This window comes from Kitasatospora sp. NPDC088351 (assembly GCF_040685575.1).
GTDB lineage: Bacteria > Actinomycetota > Actinomycetes > Streptomycetales > Streptomycetaceae > Kitasatospora.
Genome location: NZ_JBFBIL010000011.1, coordinates 97,727 through 117,046, shown reverse-complemented (window position 1 = coordinate 117,046; position 19,320 = coordinate 97,727). Strand labels below are relative to the sequence as shown.

At 72.8% G+C, this 19,320-nt stretch carries 15 protein-coding genes; 3 read left to right on the top strand and 12 right to left on the bottom strand.

What is annotated here, in order from left to right:
- Positions 1-4 precede the first annotated feature (4 nt).
- Complete coding sequence (locus AB0P06_RS11725; RefSeq protein ID WP_363606968.1) at positions 5-415, bottom strand: helix-turn-helix domain-containing protein; 411 nt, start codon at positions 413-415, stop codon at positions 5-7.
- Positions 416-578: 163 nt separating this feature from the next.
- Between AB0P06_RS11725 and AB0P06_RS11720 the strand changes: the two genes are divergently transcribed.
- Entirely contained in the window at positions 579-1,184 is a 606-nt protein-coding gene (locus AB0P06_RS11720) for a flavodoxin family protein (RefSeq protein ID WP_363606966.1), read from the top strand.
- A 20-nt stretch (positions 1,185-1,204) separates the two neighbouring features.
- Here AB0P06_RS11720 and AB0P06_RS11715 read toward each other — a convergent pair whose 3' ends face one another.
- The 4 genes from AB0P06_RS11715 to AB0P06_RS11700 form a co-directional block, all read right to left on the bottom strand.
- Positions 1,205-2,545: an MFS transporter gene (locus AB0P06_RS11715; protein ID WP_363606964.1), complete on the bottom strand. Its 1,341-nt coding sequence runs from the start codon at positions 2,543-2,545 to the stop codon at positions 1,205-1,207.
- A 207-nt stretch (positions 2,546-2,752) separates the two neighbouring features.
- On the bottom strand, positions 2,753-4,009 hold the full coding sequence (locus AB0P06_RS11710) for a S8 family serine peptidase (protein ID WP_363606962.1): 1,257 nt from the start codon (positions 4,007-4,009) through the stop codon (positions 2,753-2,755).
- A gap of 143 nt (positions 4,010-4,152) precedes the next feature.
- Positions 4,153-5,817: a WXG100 family type VII secretion target gene (locus AB0P06_RS11705; protein ID WP_363606961.1), complete on the bottom strand. Its 1,665-nt coding sequence runs from the start codon at positions 5,815-5,817 to the stop codon at positions 4,153-4,155.
- 43 nt (positions 5,818-5,860) lie between these two features.
- Positions 5,861-6,544, bottom strand: coding sequence for a hypothetical protein (locus AB0P06_RS11700; RefSeq protein ID WP_363606959.1), 684 nt, complete (start codon positions 6,542-6,544; stop codon positions 5,861-5,863).
- 258 nt (positions 6,545-6,802) lie between these two features.
- On the opposite strand from AB0P06_RS11700, the gene AB0P06_RS11695 reads away from it, so the two are divergent.
- Positions 6,803-8,791, top strand: a complete 1,989-nt coding sequence (locus tag AB0P06_RS11695) for an FUSC family protein (protein WP_363606957.1) — start codon at positions 6,803-6,805, stop codon at positions 8,789-8,791.
- A gap of 6 nt (positions 8,792-8,797) precedes the next feature.
- Here the strand turns inward: AB0P06_RS11695 and AB0P06_RS11690 are convergent, their stop codons facing one another.
- The 7 genes from AB0P06_RS11690 to rsmI all read right to left on the bottom strand — a co-directional run bounded on the left by AB0P06_RS11690 (position 8,798) and on the right by rsmI (position 17,237).
- Positions 8,798-10,633: an ABC-F family ATP-binding cassette domain-containing protein gene (locus tag AB0P06_RS11690; RefSeq protein WP_363606955.1), complete on the bottom strand. Its 1,836-nt coding sequence runs from the start codon at positions 10,631-10,633 to the stop codon at positions 8,798-8,800.
- A 210-nt stretch (positions 10,634-10,843) separates the two neighbouring features.
- Positions 10,844-11,770: a 4-(cytidine 5'-diphospho)-2-C-methyl-D-erythritol kinase gene (locus AB0P06_RS11685; protein WP_363606953.1), complete on the bottom strand. Its 927-nt coding sequence runs from the start codon at positions 11,768-11,770 to the stop codon at positions 10,844-10,846.
- Positions 11,767-12,735: a 16S rRNA (adenine(1518)-N(6)/adenine(1519)-N(6))-dimethyltransferase RsmA gene (gene rsmA / locus AB0P06_RS11680; RefSeq protein WP_363606951.1), complete on the bottom strand. Its 969-nt coding sequence runs from the start codon at positions 12,733-12,735 to the stop codon at positions 11,767-11,769. Before rsmA ends, AB0P06_RS11685 begins: the two co-directional genes overlap by 4 nt.
- A gap of 266 nt (positions 12,736-13,001) precedes the next feature.
- Positions 13,002-13,877 carry a TatD family hydrolase gene (locus AB0P06_RS11675; protein WP_363606949.1) on the bottom strand — a complete coding sequence of 292 codons (876 nt, stop codon included), beginning with the start codon at positions 13,875-13,877 and terminating at the stop codon, positions 13,002-13,004.
- The gene (gene metG / locus AB0P06_RS11670; RefSeq protein WP_363606947.1) at positions 13,877-15,499 is read right to left on the bottom strand and encodes a methionine--tRNA ligase; all 1,623 of its coding nucleotides are present in this window, start codon (positions 15,497-15,499) and stop codon (positions 13,877-13,879) included. Before metG ends, AB0P06_RS11675 begins: the two co-directional genes overlap by 1 nt.
- A 141-nt stretch (positions 15,500-15,640) precedes the next feature.
- Positions 15,641-16,066: a hypothetical protein gene (locus tag AB0P06_RS11665; RefSeq protein WP_363606945.1), complete on the bottom strand. Its 426-nt coding sequence runs from the start codon at positions 16,064-16,066 to the stop codon at positions 15,641-15,643.
- Positions 16,067-16,367: 301 nt separating this feature from the next.
- Positions 16,368-17,237 carry a 16S rRNA (cytidine(1402)-2'-O)-methyltransferase gene (rsmI, locus tag AB0P06_RS11660; RefSeq protein ID WP_363606943.1) on the bottom strand — a complete coding sequence of 290 codons (870 nt, stop codon included), beginning with the start codon at positions 17,235-17,237 and terminating at the stop codon, positions 16,368-16,370.
- 105 nt (positions 17,238-17,342) lie between these two features.
- Between rsmI and AB0P06_RS11655 the strand changes: the two genes are divergently transcribed.
- Positions 17,343-19,184: a phospholipid carrier-dependent glycosyltransferase gene (locus AB0P06_RS11655; RefSeq protein WP_363606941.1), complete on the top strand. Its 1,842-nt coding sequence runs from the start codon at positions 17,343-17,345 to the stop codon at positions 19,182-19,184.
- Positions 19,185-19,320 lie beyond the last annotated feature (136 nt).

Sequence of the window (19,320 nt, the reverse complement as noted above, 5' to 3'; positions counted from 1 at the left end):
GGCCTCAGCCGTCGGCGTGCGCCCGGTCGAACTCCTCGCGGGCGGCGAGCATCAACTCGGTGCGCTCCTCGGCCCAGCGCCCGAGCGGCGCCACCAGCACGGCCAGTTCACGGCCGAGCGGCAACAGGTCGTAGACCACGCGCGGCGGCGTCTCGGGGTGCACCGTACGGCGCACCAGGCCGTTCCGCTCCAGGGTGCGCAGCGACTGGGTGAGCATCTTGCGACTGACCCCGTCGACCGCGCGCTGCAGTTCGGAGAAGCGCTGCGGGCCGAGTTCGCCGAGGCTCATCAGGATCAGCATCGACCACTTGTCCGCCAGCTCCGCGAACATGGCCCGGCTCGGACAGAGCTGAGCGAAGACATCGAGCTCATGGGCCCGCTCCGGCCCGGCCGGGGACCGCTCCTGCGTCGTCATGCCCTCCAGGGTAACGGGGAAGGTCTCCGATCCACCCTTGGTAACCAATAGAGACTTGGTCTATATTGGAGACCGTCGGGAGGCCGGGAACGCCGCCCCTTCCGGCCTGCCCTTCGAGCTTTCTCCCGTGCCCCCATCCCTCCCTCCCAGGAGCGCCCACGCCATGACCGCCATCCGCCCGACCGTCGCCATCGCCTTCCACTCCGGCTACGGCCACACCGCCGTCATCGCCGAGGCCGTGGCCCGCGGCGCCGCCGCCACCGGCGCCGAGGTCGTCTCGGTCGCCGTCGACACCATCACCGACGAGCAGTGGGCCCAGCTGGACGCCGCCGACGCGATCGTCTTCGGCTCGCCCACCTACATGGGCACCGCCTCCGGCGCCTTCCACGCCTTCGCCGAGGCCAGCAGCAAGCGCTGGTTCGGCGACGCCTGGCTGGACAAGGTCGCCGCCGGCTTCACCAACTCCGCCTCCAAGAGCGGTGACAAGGCCGGCACCCTGGGCTTCTTCCAGACCCTGGCCTTCCAGCACGGCATGAGCTGGGTCAGCCTCGGCCTCAAGCCCGGCTGGAACTCCAGCACCGGCACCGAGAACGACCTCAACCGCCTCGGCTTCTTCGCCGGTGCCACCGCCTCCACCCCCTCCGACCTCGGCGCCGACGCCGTGCACAAGGCCGACATCGCCACCGCCGAGCACCTCGGCGAGCGGGTCGCCAAGCACACCGCCGTCCTGCTGGCCGGCCGCGCCGCCCTGGCCGCCCAGGCCGCCTGAGCCCGGTCGCCCCACCCGCGTCACGCCGCCGGATCCGCCCCCAGCACGGGCGCCCGGCGGCGTCCGCCGTCCACCCCGACAGCCCCGAGCTCCGCACCGCTGGTCTCCGGCAGCAGCCGCAGACAGAGCAGCGCCACCGCCCCCAGCCCCGCCAGATACCAGCCGACCGGCTCCGCCGTCCCGTACGCCTCGGTCAGCCTGGTCGCGATCAACGGGGTGGTCGCCCCGCCCACCACACCGCCGAGGTTGTACGTCAGCGCCGCCCCCGTGTAGCGCACCCTGGTCGGGAACAGCTCCGGCAGGAACGCCGCCACCGGCCCCAGCAGACACCCCAGCACCACCATCGCCCCCGCCAGGGCCAGGAACATCAGTGGCCTGCGCACCGTCTCCAGCAGCGGGAACAGCACCAGCGACCAGGCCATCGCGAGCCCCGTCGCCATCTGCAGGGTGCGCCGGCGCCCCCACTGGTCACTGCGCCGTGCGCTCACCCAGACCGTCACCCCCTTCCCCGCGGCGCCCACCAGCAGCATCGACAGCAGCAGCGTGCTCGGCACCCCGAGCCCCGTCGTCGCGTACGCCAGCGCGTACGTGGTGGTCAGATAGAACAGCGCGTACCCCACGGTGATCGCGCCGCAGCCGATCAGCACCGTCCGCCAGTGCCCGCGCAACACCTCCACCACCGGCGGTCGGCCCCGCTCCTCCCCTGCCCGGAACAACGGCGTCTCCTCGATCCGCAGCCGGACGAACAGCCCCACCGCCACCAGCACCAACGACGCCAGAAACGGCACCCGCCAGCCCCAGGCGGCGAACGCCCTCTCGTCCAGCACCAGTTGCAGCACCAGGAACACCCCGTTCGCCAGCACGAACCCGCTGACCGGCCCGAGCTGCAGAAACGCCCCGTACCGCCCGCGCCGCCCGGCCGGCGCGTTCTCCGCGATCAGCAGCGCCGCCCCGCCCCACTCCCCGCCCAGCCCCACGCCCTGGCACACCCGCAGCACCACCAGCGCCACCGGCGACCACCACCCCCACACCTCGTACCCCGGCATCAGCCCCACCGCGGCCGTCGACAGCCCCATCAGCAGCAGCGACACCACCAGCATCCGCTTCCGCCCCAGCCGGTCCCCGAAGTGCCCGAACACCACCGCCCCCAGCGGCCGCGCCAGAAACGCCACCGCGTACACCGAGAACGCCGCCAACAGCGCCCCCACCCTGCCCAGTTCGGGAAAGAACACCCCGCCGAAGACGAGCGCCGCCGCCGTCCCGTAGAGAAAGAAGTCGTAGAACTCGATCGCCGTACCGATCAGCGCCGCGGCCGCCGCTCGCCGCAACTGGGCCGCCCGCCGGGCTTCCTGCGTATCCATACCGCCACCCTGACGACCCCCCGGCCCCACTGACAGCACCCACCCGGGTGACACCGGCGCACACCCCCACCCCGCACGCCCACCTCACGCACCCACGCGCACATCAGCCCACCGCGCCCCGGCTCCCCCGCCGGCCATCGACATCCACATCCGACGACCGGCTTCCCCTACCGCCACCGCGTGCACGGATCACCGCCCGACCACCGCCTACCGGGCAGCGGCCCGCCTCCGCACCACGAAGAACACCACCCCGGCCACCAGCACCAACCCGACAACCACCGCCACCACCAGCGGCACCACACTCCCGGAGCCGGACACCCCATCAGCCTCCGGCCGCACGGCAGGCGACCCCACCGGCGTACCGTCCTCGGCCGGCGCCGCACCCGCCCCAGCCGATGCGGCCGCCGAGGGCGTCTCGGCCTGGGACGGAACCACTGAGGCCGATGCGCCCGAAGGCGCTCCAGCCGACTGCTCCGAAATCGGGTTCACATCCGCCGGCCCCGGATCCCCCGGCTCCGTCAAAGCGACTCGGGGCCGGACGATCCCGTACCCAACAGCGTCATTCCGGCTCGACCCATCCGTCGGCTTACCAGCAGTGTTGACAAGGACACGTGCAATCTGATTACCAGTCCAATCGGGATGCACTGCCCAGACCAGTGCCGCAGACGCAGACACAAGTGCCGTGGCGTCGGACGTGCCATGTCCCTTGCAGTAACCAGAATTCGCGGTACAGGCGTTGTAGATCTCAATTCCTGGTGCGGTTAGATCAACCTGCGGCCCCTGCTCGGATTCTGCCGTGGCGAGTCCGTCTCGGTCCACGGCGCCAACCCCAACAACGCCGGGAAGCGCCGCTGGATACTGCACCGGGTTGCCCGATTGAGCAGAGTTCCCGACACCCGCCACCACCAGAGCACCCTTCGTGCTCGCGTGCGCCACGGCGGCCTTGAGACTCGCGATGTCGTCGGCCGATACCCGCACTGCGGATGTCGCCTGGGAAATACTGATGACCTTGGCGCCCTGATCGGCCGCGTAGACGATCCCCTGGCCGATTTGGTTGAGGAATTCCGCGGAACTCACTCCGGCAGCGTTGTCATTGTTCTTGATTTTGATTGGGAGAACCTTGGCCCCCGGCGCCAGACCATAAGCCCCATTGCCATTCAGCCCTTTTCCGGAGCCCACGACAAGGGCAGCCATCTCAGTGCCATGGCTTTCGGTATAGGCACCGACACCACCCGGGAGCCCGCTGAAGTCCTTACCTGGCAGCAATTGCCCCACCAGGTCTGGGTGGTCCAGCTTGAAGCCACTGTCGATCACCGCGACCGTGACACCTTGGCCTTTGCTGATCTTCCATATGTCCGACACCTTCATGGCATCGAGATGCCACTGTTGCTCACGAATCGAATCGGCCGCTGCGGCAGGAACTGCCGCCGGACCGACGACCACAGCCGTTACCAAGGACGCCACGGCGAAACGTCGCCCACGCACCCGCACGCCAGTCCGCCGCATCACAACTCCCTCGTCAGTCTCCCCGTCAGCCGAGGACCGCGCCCCGGACGGATCTGCCCGGCCACCGGGACGGACCCAATGGCCGGGCAGTTGTTCCACAACTACTCAATCACGCCCGGATTGCTCTGCGGAGTACCGCTGGTCCAGGTTTCCTCGTCCTCGTGCAGGTAGTCGGCCCGCTTACGACGGTCGCGCTCGTTCTTGCCCGCGCCACCCGCCATGCCGGGGCTCATCATGCCGTTCTGGCCCGAACGGGCTCCGCCCTCAGCTCCCGCGGCGGCGCCGGCCCGATTGCGCAGGCCGGTGCCGCCGGGCGTGAACTCGCCACCGACAACCGGGCCCTTGCGCCCGCCGACGGTGCCGCCGCTGGTCGAGGTCAGACCGCGCCCGCGCGCGCTGCCGCCCGAGCCGCCGGCACCGTGGCCGCCCATGCCCGGGTGCATACCGCCACCCATACCGCCCGCGCCCCCCATGCCACCGGCCGCTCCGGACCGGCCCGCCTGGGCCTCGCGCGCACCGAAGACCGTTCCACCACCGGTCGGCCCCGGGGCCCCGCCCTTCGCAGGCAGAGCGCCCCCACCGAAACTGCCGGCTCGGCTCGAAATCGAACCACCGCCGCCGCCCTTCGCCGGGACCGACCCGCCTCCGCCGGGTCCAAAGCCTCCGAGAGGAAGCGAACCACCGCCCGGATACCCACCGTCTGCGCCCGGGCCGCCAGGGAAACCGGGGCTGCCACCCGGACCGCTCGGAGGCAGGCTGCCGCCACCACCCGGCACGACCGGACCGGTCTGCCCAGGCAAAGTCGGCACGGACGGCAGGCTGTTGAGGTCGGTGCCGGGACGGTCGGTCGGGTACCAGGGCTGCGGCGACGGCCCGGGGACACCGGGGTCGTGCGGCAGCGACGGCGGCCCGTTGTGCGGCGGAACCGAGTCGATGTGACCCGACCCGTCGGACCCCTGTGGACCCGGCGCAGGCAGGTGAGGGGGAACCGACCCGCCGCTGTAGCCGCCGCCGGACGGGGTGTAGCTCCCACCACTGCCACTACCGCTGCCGCCCGTACGAGGAGTGCGAACGGTACCGCCGGAGCCGGTACTGCCGCCACCGCCGGGAGAGACCTCCTGGCTTCCGCCAATACCGCTGCCGTCGCCTGGCGCCCCCGGCAGGGTCGGCAGCTTCAGCCCGTTCAGTTTGGTCGTCGCCGCCTCGTACGCCTGCCCCAGCTTCTCCATCTGGTGGATGGCCTCCTGGTGCGCCGCCTCGACCCGCTTCTGAGCCGCCTGTGCCTCCGTCGCGGTGACCCAGTTGTGGTTGACCCGCTTCATGATGTCGTCGACGGACGGGGTCGTAGTGGCGCTCCCGAAGCCGTACACGGCCTGCTGAGTGGGCGTCACGTTCGGGCATGGCTGAGTGTTGCGCTTGTCGACCGTCGCGATGTCGGTCTTCGGCACCTCGGGTACGCCGGTCTTGGCGGTGCTGAGCGCCTCGCCGGCCTGGACCATGGCCTCGCCGGCGCCCTTCGAGTACTCGCTGATCATGGCGGCAGACTTGTTCAGGTCGCCAGCCCAGGTCTTGAAGTTGTCGGCGGCCGGCCCCTCCCACTGGATCTGGCCGAGGTGGGCGGCCAGAGCCCGGCTCAGGTCGTCCAGGACCCGACTCGCGGCCTTGAGCTGGTTGCCCCGGCTCGTGACCTTGGACGGATCGGTGTTGGCGACCATGGCCTTGAGATTGCCGTGCTCGAACCCTTCGAATTTCGTTCCGCCTGCCACCACTTACTCCCCGTTTTGCTGAGACTCTCTCCCCGGCCCACCATCAGTACGTACCGCCAACGCCACCCTGCCCCGGCGCCGGCCCGTTCGGTCCGGCCGCCGGGGTGTAGCTGCCAGCGTTCTTGGCCACGGTCTTCGCGGCGGCGGTCTGGTGCTCCTCGTTGGTCCCGTAGTTGCCCGCCGTCCGGGCCACCGCTTCGCTCATCTTCGCGATCTGATCGGCGAAGTCCTTCGAGAGCTGGGCGATCGCCGCGTGCGTCTTCTCGTAGGCCGCCATCAGGTCGGAGGACTCGGTGAACCCCGTCCCGAAGTTCCCCGGTGTCAGTTTCTGTTCCTGGATCTTGTGCTGTGCCGCGTCCGAGCCCTCCAGGGACGCCAGCAGCGCGTCGACCTTCTTCTTGAAGTTCGTCAGCGTGTCCAGCTCGATCTTGACGTCATTGGACCCGAACGCCGTCACCAGGGCGCTGGCGCTGACGTCGGTCTGGACCTGGCTGACCACTCTGCCGATCCAACTGTCATTGAGCGACCACGGCTTCACCTCGCCGTTGGGCCCGTCCGCCCAGCCCGCGCCGCCCGGTCCAGCCTCGCCAGCCACCGCAATCCACCTCTCCCCCGCGCGCGGGGGCGCCCTCTGGGCCGCCGCACCGCGACACACCGTCAACTTCTCGGTCGTACCGTCCTGCTCGGCGAACCGACCGTCCTGTGGGACGGTCGTCGCCCCGGCCATCGTAGTCATCACCTCTGTCGCACCGGCAGGGCCCATGGCACGACCGGGCGCGATCGGTACGAACTTGACACGCGCCCCGGGCCGGGGGGCTCGACCCGGGCCCGGACCACCCCGGGAATGCCGGGCGCCGGCCGGTAGACTGGCCGGGCCCGGTTCGACCGGGTACGACCTCATCTGCCGCGCAATGTCGCACAGCAGCGACCCCCGCCATCGTTCACCCGCACGGGGCGGGCCCAGCAGCGGAACGGACGTGATCACGTGCCTCCCGGGCAGCCCAGCACCCCCGGCCCCAGCACCCCCGGCCCGAGCCCCCGCCGGAGCGCCCCCTGGTGGGCCCGCGCCGCCCGCCCCGCCCGGCCGCCGCTTCCGCTGGCGCTGATGCTGCGCGCGGCGGTCGGCATGGCCGTCCCGCTGACGGCCGGCCTGCTCGCCCACCGTCTGGACCTCGGCGTCTTCGCCGGCCTCGGGGCGATGCACGCGACCATGAACGACCGCATCGAGCCGACCCGCCTGCGCGCCCCCAGGATCGCCTCCGCCGTCCTCGCCTCCGCGCTCGGCATGCTGATCGGGATGTCGCTCCAGGAGTTCCGGGCCGGCGCACTCACCCTCGGCGCGGCACTCACCGTGACGGCCTTCGCCTCCGGCGCGCTGAGCGCCACCGGGCCGCGCGGGTCCGCGGCCGGGATGCTCCTGCTGGTCTCCGCGGCGCTGGGCAGTGGCATGCCGATGGCCCGCCCCTGGTGGGCGGCGCCGCCGATGATGCTGGTGGGGGCGGCGTTCGTGGTCCTGCTCGGTCTGCCGCACCGGAGCTACCGCCGTCCTCGCGGGGATCCGCGCAACCGCGCCCTCGCGGCCGCGTACGACGCGCTCGGGCGCACCCTGGCCGACCTCGGCACACCGCGGGGCGCGGCCTCCCGCCAGGTTCTGACGGCCCGTCTGAACCAGCTCCAGGATCTTCTCCCCCCGCCCCACCCCCGGGTCCCCGAGTCCCCCCGCACCGTCCGGCTCCGCCGGATGTACGAGGCCGCGCTGGCCGCCACCGAGGCGGCGAGCGGGCTGCTCTGGGCCAGGCGGCCCGTCCCGCCGGAGGTCGCCGCGGTCCCCGGCCTGCTGGCCCGCGCGGTGGAGCGCGGCGGCGGCGAGGTGGCGGTGCCCGACTGGCAGCCCGACACGCCGTCCCGGCAGGCCCTGGACGTGGCGCTGCGCGCCGCCGCCGAGACCGTCGCCGGCCGGGAGGCCGTGCTCGGCACCGCGCCGCCCCCGCCGCCCGACCCCTGGCGGCTGCGGGTCCGGCTGCTCTCCCGCGGCTCGGTCCGGTACGGCCTGCGGGTGGCGCTGTGCATCGCGGTCGGCTCGGCGGCCACCGCGGCCTACCCGCTCAGCAAGAGCTACTGGGTGCCGATGACGATCGCGTTCGTCCTCAAGCCGGATCTCGGCTCGGTCTTCCTGCGCGCGGTCAGCCGCTCGATCGGCACCGTGCTGGGGGTGGCGGTGACGGCGGCCGTCCTCTCGCTCACCACCGACGAGTGGGCGCTGACCGCGATCGCCGCGTTCTGCGTGGCCCTGCTGCCGTACGCCACGGCGGCGCACTACGGCCTGAACACCGTCGTCATGACGCCGATGGCGCTGATCCTGCTGCAGCTCGGCGGGCAGAGCAGCGCGGCCGAGTTCTGGCCCAGGGTGCTGGACACCTCGCTGGCCAGTGCCATCGTGCTGCTCTTCGGCTATCTGCTCTGGCCGGAGCGCACGCGCCACCGGATCGAGCCCCGTCTGGTGGCCGCGACGACCGCCCTCCAGGCCTACCTCTCCTCGGTGGCGGGGCTCACCCGGGACGCACCGGCGGACGGGCCCGCCCGCCCCGGTCCGCGGCAGCCCGTCGCCGAGGTCTGGTTGCGCCGCACCGCCTACCGCGCGCTGGCGGAAGCCCACCGGGAGGTGCAGCAGGGGCTCACCGAGCCGCCGCCCACCGGCCGGCTGGCCGAGCAGTGGCTGCCGGCGACGGTCGCGCTGGAGCGCCTCAGCGGCGCGGTGGCGGCGTACGCGGCGCAGATCCGCTACGGCGGACGGGTGCCCGACCCGGCCGAGGTGGCCCGGGTCCGGCAGGCGCTGGACGAGCTCACCGCGGCCGCCCGGGAGCACCGCCCGCCGGCCGGTCCCGCGGTCCGCCCGACCAGGCCGCACGACCCGACGCGCAGCGCGCTGGGCCGTGCGGCGGACGAGCTGGAGACCCTGCTGGGCAGCGGCTGAACCGGGTCAGACCTGCTCGGCCAGCTCCAGCCAGCCCATCTCCAGCTCCTCCTTCTCGCCCCGGACGGCGCGCAGTTGCGCGTCCAGCTCCGCGACCTTGGAGAAGTCGGCGGCGTGCTCGGCGAGTTGGGCGTGCAGCTTGGCCTCCTTCTCGTCCAGCTTGGCGATCTGCCGCTCCAGCTTCTGCATCTCCTTCTTGGCCGCCCGCACGTCCCCGGCCGACATCGCCGGGGCCCCGGCCGGCGCTCCGGCGGAGTCCGCGGCGGCGGCGGACGAAGCGGCGGAGGCGGCAGAGGCGGCGGCCGCCGCCATCCGCGCCCGCCGCTCCAGGTACTCGTCGACGCCGTTCGGCAGCATCCGCAGCTTCTTGTCGCCGAGCAGCGCGTGCACCACGTCGGTCGTCCGCTCGATGAAGAACCGGTCGTGGCTGATCACGACCATGGAGCCGGGCCAGCCGTCGAGCAGGTCCTCCAGCTGGTTGAGCGTCTCGATGTCGAGGTCGTTGGTCGGCTCGTCCAGGAACAGCACGTTCGGCTCGTCCATCAGCAGCCGCAGCAGCTGGAGCCGGCGCCGCTCGCCACCGGAGAGGTCACCGACCGGCGTCCACTGCTTGTCCTTGCCGAAGCCGAACTGCTCGCAGAGCTGCCCGGCGCTCATCTCCCGGCCCTTGCCGAGGTCGACGCGGCTGCGCACCTGCTCGACCGCCTGCAGCACCCGGGTCGTCGGCTCCAGTTCGGCGACCTCCTGGGAGAGGTAGGCCAGCCGCACCGTCTTGCCGACCTTGATCACACCGGAGGCGGGCTGCACGTCGCCCTCGGAGGCGTAGGCGTCCCGCATCGCGCGCAGCAGCGAGGTCTTGCCGGCGCCGTTGACCCCGAGCAGGCCGATCCGGTCGCCGGGGCCGAGCTGCCAGGTGAGGTTCTCCAGCAGCAGCTTGGGGCCGGCCTTGACGGTGACGTCCTCCAGCTCGAAGACCGTCCGGCCCAGCCGGGCGTTGGCGAACTTCATCAGCTCGCTCTTGTCGCGCGGGTCCGGCACGTCGGCGATCAGGGCGTTGGCGGCCTCGATCCGGTAGCGCGGCTTGGAGGTCCGGGCGGGGGCGCCGCGGCGCAGCCAGGCGAGCTCCTTGCGGGCCAGGTTCTGGCGCTTCTGCTCCTCGACGGCCTCGATCCGGGAGCGCTCGGCGCGGGCGAAGACGTAGTCGGAGTAGCCGCCCTCGTACTCGTGCACCGAGCCGTGCTGGACGTCCCACATCCGGGTGCAGACCTGGTCGAGGAACCAGCGGTCGTGGGTGACGCAGACGAGCGCGGAGCGGCGGCCCTGGAGGTGCTTGGCGAGCCAGGCGATGCCCTCGACGTCGAGGTGGTTGGTGGGCTCGTCGAGGACGATCAGGTCCGGCGCGCCGAGGAGCAGCTTGGCGAGGGCGATCCGGCGGCGCTCGCCGCCGGAGAGCGGGCCGATGACGGTGTCCAGGCCGTCGGCGAAGCCGGGCAGGTCGAGGCCGCCGAAGAGGCCTTCGATGATGTCTCGGATCCGGGCGTCGCCGAGCCACTCGTGGTCGGCCCGGTCGGCGATCACCTCGTGCCGGATGGTGGCCTGGGGGTCGAGCGAGTCGTGCTGGGTGAGGACGGCCAGCTGGAGCCCGCCGGAGTGGGTGATCCGCCCGCCGTCCGGCTCCTCCAGCTTGGCGAGCATCCGGATCAGGGTGGTCTTGCCGTCCCCGTTGCGTCCGACGACGCCGATCCGGTCCCCTTCGCTGACGCCGAGGCTGACCCCGTCCAGAAGGGCGCGGGTGCCGTAGACCTTCGTGACGGACTCGATGGTGGCGAGGTTGACGGCCACGTGTGCTGCGCTCCTGGGTTCGGCGGTCTCGGGGCTGGCCCGAAATCTCGGGGTGGACCCCGATCCTTCCCAGCCTAATGCGCCGACACGGGCCCCCTGCCCCGCCGGACGCCGGTCCCCTGCCCGGCACCGGTCACGCCCGTACCGGGCCGCCCCGACAAGCCGCCCGCCCCACCTCGACGAGCCGCCCGGAACGGCCCTGGGCTCCCGTTACGCCGGGACGCCCGCCCCCGCCACCGGCCCGTAGGTGGCGTGCGCCGTACGGCACGCACCGGACGCGCGCAGGGCCTCGGCGACGGCGGCCGCCGAGTCGGCGTCCTTGGCGAGGAAGGCGCAGGTCGGGCCGGAGCCGGAGACCAGGGCGCCGATCGCACCGGCCTCGGTGCCGGCCCGCAGGGTGTCGGCGAGCGCGGGGCGCAGCGAGAGGGCGGCCTGCTGGAGGTCGTTGGCGAGCGCGGCGGCCAGGGCGACGGCGTCGCCGTCGGCGAGGGCGGCGAGCAGCGCGGGGTCGGCGTCGGGGGTGGGCACCTCGGTGTCGGTGGAGCCGGTGCCGGCCTCGTCGCGGAGGCGGTCGCACTCGCGGAAGACGGCGGGGGTGGAGAGCCCGCCGTCGGCGACGGCGAAGACCCAGTGGAACGTCCCGCCGACGGGCAGCGGCTCCAGGATCTCGCCGCGTCCCCGGCCGAGGGCGACGCCGCCGACCAGTGCGAACGGTACGTCGGAGCCGAGTTCGGCGGCGAGTTCCAGCAGGGTCTCGAAGGGGGTCCGCAGGCCCCAGAGGGCGTCGCAGGCGACCAGCGCCGCAGCGCCGTCGGCGCTGCCGCCGGCCATGCCGCCGGCCACCGGGATGGCCTTGGCGATGTGCAGGCGGACGTCGGGGGCGGCCAGTCCGTGGTGGGCGGCGAGCAGCCGGGCGGCGCGGGCGGCGAGGTTGCTGTCGTCGAGCGGGACGGCGGCCGCGTCGGGGCCGGAGCAGCTGAGGGTGACGCCCTCGCCGGGGGTGGCTGCGGTGGCCGTCACCTCGTCGCCGAGGGCGACGGCGAAGAAGACGTTCGCCAGGTCGTGGTAGCCGTCGGCCCGCAGTCCGCCGACCCCCAGCTGGACGTTGACCTTGGCGGGGACCCGTACCGTGATCACTGCTGCTCCGTCTTCTCCGACTGATCGGCCTGATCGGCCCGCTCCGTCCGGCCCGCCGCACCCGCCGATCCCGCTGGCTTCTGCTCGGCGATGGCGGCGAACTGCTCCACCGTCAGCATCTCGCCGCGCAGCTTGTGGTCGATCCCGGCGGCGGCGAGCGCCTGTTCGGCCGCGGCCGGGGAGCCGGCCCAGCCGGCCAGCGCGGCGCGCAGGGTCTTGCGTCGCTGGGCGAACGCGGCGTCGACGACCGCGAAGACCTCCTCGCGGCTGGCGGTGGTGCGCGGCGGGTCGCGGCGGATCAGCGAGACCAGCCCGGAGTCGACGTTGGGCGCGGGCCAGAACACGTTGCGCCCGATGGCGCCGGCCCGCTTCACCTCCGCGTACCAGTTGGCCTTGACCGACGGGACGCCGTACACCTTGTTCCCCGGCTTGGCCGCGAGCCGGTCGGCGACCTCGCTCTGCACCATCACCAGGGTGCGTTCGATGCTGGGGAAGGTGGCGAGCATGTGCAGCAGCACCGGCACGGCCACGTTGTAGGGCAGGTTGGCGACCAGCGCGGTCGGCGCCGGGCCGGGCAGCTCGGTGACGTCCATCGCGTCGCTGAACACGAGGTCGAAGGCGTCGGCCTTGCCGGGCAGCCGGGCGGCGACGGTGTCCGGCAGGTGGCGCGCCAGGACGGGGTCGATCTCGACGGCGGTGACGTGCTCGGCGACCTCCAGCAGCGCCAGCGTCAGCGACCCGAGTCCGGGCCCGACCTCGACCACCGAGTCCTCGCCCGTCACGTCCGCGGCCCGGACGATCCGCCGCACGGTGTTGGCGTCGGTGACGAAGTTCTGCCCGCGCTGCTTGGTCGGCTTCACGCCGAACGCGGCCGCCAGCTCCCGGATGTCGGCGCCGCCCAGCAGGGCGGCCCCTCCGGCCGGGGGCTGCGGGAGGCTGTCAGGGGTGGGATCGGTGGTGCTCACGCGCCAAGGATACGGGCGCGGCGGGCGCTCAGAGTTCGACGACCGCCGCGAGGTCGATCTCCACGGGGTACGGCCACGGAGGTGCGCAGCACCCCTTCGTGCCGGGCGACGGGCAGATAGACGCCCTTCTCCTCGTCCCGGTGGAACTCATGGACGACGGCTCGGCGGCCATCGCCACCTCCCCCACCGCACTCATGCCAACCAGCCTTACAGCGCCACGAGAGTGCCGAACCGTTTCCCCTGAACCGAATATTCGTGCGACCCGCTCAGTAGCCGAAGGCCCTGGCCGTGTTCGCCGCGATCGCCGTCGCGAGTTCGTCCTCGTGCAGGCCGAGCGTCCCGGCCATCGAGCGGACCGTGACCGGGATCAGGTACGGCGCGTTGGGCCGGCCCCGGTAGGGGTGGGGGGTGAGGAAGGGCGCGTCGGTCTCGACCAGGACGCGGTCGAGCGGGGTGGCGACGAGGGCGTCCCGCAGCGGCTGGTTGGCCTTGAAGGTGACCGGGCCGGCGAAGGAGAGGTACCAGCCGTGCTCGGCGCAGATCCTGGCCATCGCGGCGTCGCCGGAGTAGCAGTGGAAGACCGTCCGCTCGGGGGCGCCCTCCTCCAGCAGGACGGCGATGACGTCCTCGTGGGCGTCCCGGTCGTGGATCACCAGGGCCTTGCCGTGCCGCTTGGCCATCGCGATGTGGCGGCGGAACGACTCCTTCTGGATCTCCACGCCCTCCGGGCCGGTGCGGAAGTAGTCGAGGCCGGTCTCGCCGACCGCGACGACCTGCGGCAGCGCGGCGAGCGCGTCGATCTCGGCGAGGGCCGCGTCGAGCGTGGCCTGCCCGCCGGCCGGGCGCTGCTGCCCGGACCAGCCGTCGGGGTCGCCGAGGTAGATCCGGGGCGCCTCGTTGGGGTGCAGGGCGACGGCCGCGTGCACCTGCCCGAACTCGGCCGCGAGGTCGGCGGCCCAGCGGGAGCCGGGCACGTCGCAGCCCACCTGGACGACGGTGGCGACCCCCACCGAGGCGGCCTTGGCGAGGCCCTCGGCGGGGGTGCCGGACTGCATGTCCAGGTGGGTGTGCGAGTCGGCCACCGCCACCGCCAGCGGGGCGGGCAGCGGCGGTGGGGTCGACCGGTCGTCCGTCTTGGCCATCAGGAGGCGGACTTCTCTTCCAGGCGGGGGAACAGGATGTCGCCCTTGGTGACGGTGGCGCCGACGGGCAGCCGGCCCCAGTCCGCGACGGTGGCGACGGTCTGGCCGGCCAGCTCGCCGAGGCCCGCGTCGGCCGCGCCCAGCGAGGCCCAGAGCTTCTCGGCGGTGCTCGGCATCACCGGGTTGAGCAGGACGGCGGTGGCCCGCAGCGCCTCGGCGGCGGTGTAGAGGATGGTCGCGAGGCGCGCCCGGCCCTCCGCCGAGTCGTCCTTGGCGACCTTCCAGGGCTCCTGCTCGGTGAGGTAGCCGTTGACCTGCTTGACGAACTCGAAGATCGCCGTGAGGCCGCCGGCGAAGTCCAGCTCCTCACCGATCTTCCGGTCGGCGGTCGCCGCGGCGGCGGTGAGCCCGTCCGCGACGGCCTGCTCGGCGTCGCCGTGGGCGGCCGAGGCCAGCAGCACGCCGTCGAAGTACTTGCCGACCATGGCGGCCACCCGCGAGGCGAGGTTGCCGAAGTCGTTGGCGAGCTCGGAGGTGTACCGGGCGGTGAAGTCCTCCCAGGAGAAGGAGCCGTCCGTGCCGAACGGGATCGCCCGCAGGAAGTAGTAGCGGTACGCGTCCACGCCGAAGTGCGAGGTCAGGTCGGTGGGCGCGATGCCGGTCAGGTTGGACTTGGACATCTTCTCGCCGCCGACCATCAGCCAGCCGTTGGCGACGATCCGCTTGGGCAGCGGCAGCCCGGCGGCCATCAGCATGGCCGGCCAGATCACCGCGTGGAAGCGCAGGATGTCCTTGCCCACCAGGTGGACGGAGGCGGGCCACAGCTCGGCGAACCGCTCCGGGTCGGCGCCGTAGCCGGCCGCGGTGATGTAGTTCTGCAGCGCGTCCACCCAGACGTACAGGACGTGCTTCTCGTCCCAGGGCAGCGGCACGCCCCAGTTGAAGGTGGAGCGGGAGATCGAGAGGTCCTGCAGCCCCTGCTCGACGAAGCGCAGCACCTCGTTGCGGGCCGACTCGGGGGCGATGAAGCCGGGGTTCTCGGCGTAGAACTCCAGCAGCTTCGGGCCGTACGCGGAGAGGCGGAAGAAGTAGTTCTCCTCCTCCAGCCACTCGACCGGCTTCTTGTGGATCGGGCAGAGCTTCTCGCCCTCGGCGGCGCCGTCCAGCAGTTCGGCGGGGAGCTTGTACTCCTCGCAGCCGACGCAGTACGGGCCGGAGTAGCCGCCCTTGTAGATCTCGCCCTTGTCGTACAGGTCCTGGACGAACTCCTGCACCCGGTCGGTGTGGCGCTGCTGGGTGGTGCGGATGAAGTCGTCGTTGGCGATCTCCAGGTGCTCCCAGAGCGGCTTCCACGCCTCCTCGACCAGCTTGTCGCACCACTCCTGCGGGCTGACGCCGTTGGCCTCGGCGGTGCGCAGGATCTTCTGGCCGTGCTCGTCGGTGCCGGTCAGGTACCAGACCTTCTCGCCGCGCTGACGGTGCCAGCGGGTGAGGACGTCGCCCGCCACGGTGGTGTACGCGTGGCCCAGGTGCGGGCGATCGTTGACGTAGTAGATCGGGGTGGAAACGTAGTACGCCGGGGTCGGGGTCCCGGTGGTGCTGTGGTCTGCAGTGGCCGCCATGGTCGGAAATCTTAGTCGCGTGCGGGGCCGCCCTCGACCGGTCGGTCGAGGGCGGCCCGGCTCCGTCGGCCGCTCACGCCGCTGGACGGTCGCCGCCCGCCGCGGAGGGGGTCGCGGTCGCGGTCGGCGCCGTCGCCGCGGTCAGCCCAGCAGCCGCGACCAGAACCGCGCCCACCGGCCCTGCGGGCGGACGGTGTCGGTGGCCGCCGGGGCCCCGGCCGGCTCGGCGTGCGCGGGGTAGCCGGGGGCGTGCTGCCAGTGCCGTTCGGCGCTGGCCACCCGGCCCTCGCGCATGATCCGGACGGTGTGGCCACCACAGCCCGGGCAGGTCGGCTTGAGCAGCGGGGACGGCACCCGGACACCGTTGGCGTGGTACTCGAACACGACGTGCCCGTCCCGGGCGGGGTGGTGCTCGATGTCGTACGCCTGCTCCCAGCCGTACCCGCAGCTCAGGCACGCGAAGGAGTAGGCCTCCCGAACGGTCTCCACGGGAGTGTGCGGCCGGCCCGCCGGGCCGGGGTCGCTCAGCGCGTTACCACCGAGGGGGCTACCGATCGTCTCGCTCATAGCCGTCTCCCAGCGCCCGCCGGGCGCTCGCCCGGCTGGGTCTTTCCTTCCCAGGAAATGCCCGGACCGCCCCGGCCGATACCCGTCTTGTGAAGACTTGGACGCTGGTTGGGAATCCCTATACGAAAGGAGGGATCCTGTACGAAAAGCGCGCCCAAAGCTTCAGCTCAACGAGTGTTTACCGGGGCCTTCTCTCCAAGGTACGCGCCCTCCCGGCCCCGGGCACTCCCGGTTTCCACCCGTTTTCCGGGGCCCGCTCCGGGCCCCGTTCCCGGCGTTCCCGGCGCGGGTTCCGGCCCGGCTACCCGGCCTTCCCGGCCGGCTTCCCGGCCTCGTTCTTGGCGGCGACCACCGCGTCGAACACCTCCCGCTTGGGCAGCGCGAGCTCCGCCGCGACCGCCGCGATGGCCTCCTTGCGGCGCTCCCCCGCCTCCTCCCGGACGGCCACCCGGCGGGCCAGTTCGGCCGGGCCCAGCTCCTGCGGCGCGGCCGGCGGGGCGCCCGAGACCACCACGGTGATCTCGCCCCTGACGCCCTCGGCGGCCCAGGCCGCCAGCTCGCCGAGCGGTCCTCGCCTGACCTCCTCGTAGGTCTTGGTCAGCTCGCGGCAGACCGCGGCCGGCCGCTCGGCCCCGAACGCCTCGGCCATCGCGGCCAGCGCCTCGGCGATCCGGTGCGGGGCCTCGAAGAAGACCATGGTGCGCGGCTCGGCGGCGACCGAGGCGAGCTGGCGGGCCCGGTCCCCGGTCTTGCGCGGCAGGAAGCCCTCGAAGGTGAAGCGGTCCACCGGGAGGCCGGACAGCGCGAGCGCGGTGAGCACCGCGGACGGCCCGGGCACCGCGGTCACCTTCACGTCGGCGGCCACGGCGGCGGCCACCAGCCGGTAGCCGGGGTCGGAGACGGACGGCATCCCGGCGTCGGTCACCAGCAGCACCCGGGCGCCGCCGAGCAGCGCCTCGACCAGTTCGGGGGTCCGCCCGACCTCGTTGCCCTCGAAGTAGGAGACCACCCGCCCGGCCGGGGTCACCCCGAGCGCCTGGGTGAGCCGGCGCAGCCGCCGGGTGTCCTCGGCCGCGATCACATCCGCGGCGGCCAGCTCGGTGAGCAGCCGGGGCGGGGCGTCCGAGACGTCGCCGATGGGGGTGCCTGCGAGAACGAGTACTCCTGTCACGCCCCCATCCTTTCAGCTTCCGGCCGCCGGGCGCTTTTGGTGACGATTCGGGCAGCTTCGGAGGGAGCCGTTCCCCGGCCGGCGACCGCCCCTACGATGTGGCGGATGAACGGCGACACGGCGGCGCAGACGCCTACTGGTACAGACCACACCGCGCAGGGTGGCGTTGGCGTGCCGGTCCTGACGGACCAGCCGTCCCCCGCCGTCCCCGGCCCCCGCGAGCCCGGACCGGAGCAGCCCGGACCGGACCGGCCCGGTCCGCCGCGCCCGGCCTGGCTGCGCGGCCTGGTCCGGCACGGCTACACGCCCGCGCCCGCGGTCCCGCTGGCCGAGCGGCTGGTGCCGCCGATGCCGGACGGCCCGGGGGTGACGCCCGACCGGGTCGCGCCCTCCCCGCTGCTGCTGCGGCTCGGGATAGCCCTGCCGGACCGGCTCTGGTCCTGGCTCTGCCGCTGGGCGGGCTGGCTGGGCCCGCTGGCGGTGGCGCTGTTCGGCGGGCTGCTGCGGTTCACCGGCCTCGGCCAGCCGCACGCGATCATCTTCGACGAGACGTACTACGCCAAGGACGCCTACGCGCTCTGGCACGGCGGCTACGAGATCAGCTGGCCGGAGGGCGCCAACGAACAGATCATGACGCCGGGGGCGGCGGTGCCGTACCAGGCCGTCGCCAGCTATGTGGTCCATCCGCCGGTCGGCAAGTGGATCATCGGCGCGGGCGAGCAGCTCTTCGGGATGAACCCGTTCGGCTGGCGGTTCTCGGTGGCGTTGCTGGGCACGCTCTCCATCCTGATGGTGGCCCGGATCGCCCGCCGGCTGTTCCGTTCGACCCTGCTGGGCTGCGTGGCCGGGCTGCTGCTGGCGGTGGACGGTCTGCACTTCGTGCTCAGCCGGGCGGCGCTGCTGGACCTGATCGTGATGTTCTGGATCCTCGCCGCGTTCGGCTTCCTGCTGCTGGACCGCGACCGCACCCGGGCCCGGATCGCCGAGCGCCTCGGCGGCGTGGCGGACCCGGCGCTGGCCGGGCGGCTGAACCTGGGCTGGCGGCCGTACCGGATCGCGGCCGGTGTCTGTGTGGGGCTGACCTGCGCCACCAAGTGGAGCGGCCTCTACGTGGCGGCCGCGTTCGGCGTGCTGACGGTGCTCTGGGACGTGGGCGCGCGCCGGCTGGCCGGGGCGGGCCGGCCGCACCTGGCGACGCTGGTCCGGGACGTGGTGCCGGCCTTCGTCTCGGTGGTCGTGGTCTCGGTGGTCGTCTACATCACCTCCTGGTGGGGCTGGTTCGCCAGCAGCAACGCACCCGGCAAGGGCGGCTGGGGCCGGGACTGGGCGGTCGGCCGGGACGGTGCGACCTGGATCCCGGAGGGCCTGCGCGCGCTGTGGCACTACCACTCCACGGTGTACGAGTTCCACACCCACCTGAGCGACCCGCACACCTACCAGTCCAACCCGTGGAGCTGGCTGGTGCTGGGCCGGCCGGTCTCCTTCTTCTACGAGTCCCCGAAGCAGGGCCAGAGCGGCTGCACCGCGAGCGAGTGCGCCCGCGAGGTGCTGGGCATCGGCACCCCGCTGCTCTGGTGGGCGGGCGTGGTGGCCCTGGTCTACTGCCTGTGGCGCTGGGCGGCCCGCCGGGACTGGCGGGCCGGCGCGGTGCTCTGCGGCCTGGCCGCGGGCTATCTGCCCTGGTTCGCCTACCAGCAGCGGACGATCTTCCTGTTCTACGCGGTGGCCTTCGTGCCGTTCCTGGCGCTCGCGGTGACCATGATGGTCGGCGCGCTGATCGGGCCCCCCGGCGCCTCCCGGGACCGCCGGGTCATCGGCTCCGCGGCGGCCGGCCTGCTGGTCCTGCTGATCATGTGGAACTTCCTCTTCTTCTACCCCCTCTACACGGGGCAGGCGATCCCGATGGAGGACTGGCGCCGGCGGATGTGGTTCACCAGCTGGATCTGAGCGCGGGACCGGTACCGGCGTGGTACGCGACACGTACCAGATCCGTCACAAGACCCGGTCATTTCGTCGGCGTACGGAGTCCGTCTGCCTACGCTGAACCCGGAACCCGTATCCGGCCACCGTCGGCTGCGACCTG

What these genes read in the sequence shown, in the direction of transcription:
- metG (WP_363606947.1), bottom strand. Translation starts at nt 15,499, where the DNA reads ATGGCGGCCACTGCAGACCACAGCACCACCGGGACCCCGACCCCGGCG.
- AB0P06_RS11720 (WP_363606966.1), top strand. Translation starts at nt 579, where the DNA reads ATGACCGCCATCCGCCCGACCGTCGCCATCGCCTTCCACTCCGGCTAC.
- AB0P06_RS11715 (WP_363606964.1), bottom strand. Translation starts at nt 2,545, where the DNA reads ATGGATACGCAGGAAGCCCGGCGGGCGGCCCAGTTGCGGCGAGCGGCG.
- AB0P06_RS11675 (WP_363606949.1), bottom strand. Translation starts at nt 13,877, where the DNA reads ATGGCCAAGACGGACGACCGGTCGACCCCACCGCCGCTGCCCGCCCCG.
- AB0P06_RS11665 (WP_363606945.1), bottom strand. Translation starts at nt 16,066, where the DNA reads ATGAGCGAGACGATCGGTAGCCCCCTCGGTGGTAACGCGCTGAGCGAC.
- AB0P06_RS11655 (WP_363606941.1), top strand. Translation starts at nt 17,343, where the DNA reads ATGAACGGCGACACGGCGGCGCAGACGCCTACTGGTACAGACCACACC.
- AB0P06_RS11700 (WP_363606959.1), bottom strand. Translation starts at nt 6,544, where the DNA reads ATGGCCGGGGCGACGACCGTCCCACAGGACGGTCGGTTCGCCGAGCAG.
- AB0P06_RS11725 (WP_363606968.1), bottom strand. Translation starts at nt 415, where the DNA reads ATGACGACGCAGGAGCGGTCCCCGGCCGGGCCGGAGCGGGCCCATGAG.